Raw genomic sequence first — 1243 nt, 5'->3', positions numbered from 1 at the left:
GCCGCGAACGTTCCCCCGGTTCCGGGGGAACGTTCCCCCCTCCCGGCCTGGCTGAACACGGGGGAACGACGTCCCCCCACGCGGGTGGTGGCCGAGGTGGAGGTGTGGCGGGCCGCCATGCACGTGGCCCCGACCGACCGACGCCCCACCGGCGCCACCCAGCTGCAGAAAGCCGCCCGCACCTGGCAACGCACCCTCGACCAGCACGTCCAGGGCGACCGGACACCCGCCCTGGCGGAGTGGGGGCCCCTGCTGCACCACCTCTCCCCTACCTTCAGGACCGACCCCTTCACCCCCATCCTCGCCGACCGCCTCGCAGCCCTGTCCCGCGCCGGCGTCGACGCCCGCACCCAGGTCACCCGCGCCGCAAGCGAAGGGCCACTTCCGGACGATCACGGCGCGGCCGCCCTGTGGTGGCGCATCAGCCGCCACGTCTCCCCCGCCGTCGCCACCACCCTCAGCGGCCCGAGCACCCGGAACGACCACGGCAAACCGCTCACCGCCGGCTGGGCCGCCGACCTCCAGCAGGTGCTCGGCGATGAGCGCGCCAAGACCGTCATGGCCAGCCCCTGGTGGCCCGCACTCGTCACCGTGATCGACCACGGCCTGCGACGCGGCTGGCACCCGCACGCCCTCCTGTCCGCCGCGGCACCCCCTCCCCTGCGGACCCAGACCGCCAGCGACACCACGGCGAAGGCGTCCGCCGGCGATCTGAGAGCGGACGGTGGCGACGGTCGTGACGGGGATGAGTGCCTGGCCATGGTCTGGCGGGCGTCGGTGCTCACCGACCCCACCCCCGCCGACGTCGACCACGACGCCCTGGAGGACCCCGCACCACCGGACCTGTGGGACGGCGTCGAGCCAGACACCACCCACCTCGTCATCGCGGCCCCCGCCCCCACCACTCCGACCATGAACACGGCGACCCACGGTGCGACCGACGACGCAGCCGCCGAACACCCAGACCCGCCCGGCAATCTGGCCGACAACGCGTCCGACACGGTCACGGCCGACCTGGCCGTCCAGGCCCAGCTGCGACGAGTGATGGGGGCTCCCGAACCCAGCGCGATGAACACCGAACGCGCGCTACACCGCGCCTACGACATCGAGACGTCCCCCGTCACCCCCGAACGCGTGACCGACATCAACCAGCTGGCCCTCGCCTACTTCCAGCAGGCGTTCCCAGGCTCCTGGGCCCAGACCTACCTGCAGCACCGCTTCCACCAGGACCTGACCGGGCACC

General features: G+C 73.3%; 1 pseudogene. It reads left to right on the top strand.

Annotated features, from left to right (window positions below):
- Window positions 1–84: 84 nt before the first annotated feature.
- Window positions 85–1243: pseudogene (locus ACR80Q_RS18275) on the top strand (hypothetical protein); the annotation flags it as partial.

Origin of the sequence: Aquipuribacter aurantiacus, from assembly GCF_051216895.1 — a bacterium.
Lineage (GTDB): Bacteria > Actinomycetota > Actinomycetes > Actinomycetales > JBBAYJ01 > Aquipuribacter.
Note: the sequence above shows the minus strand (reverse complement) of the source record. Positions and strands in the feature narration are given on the sequence as shown.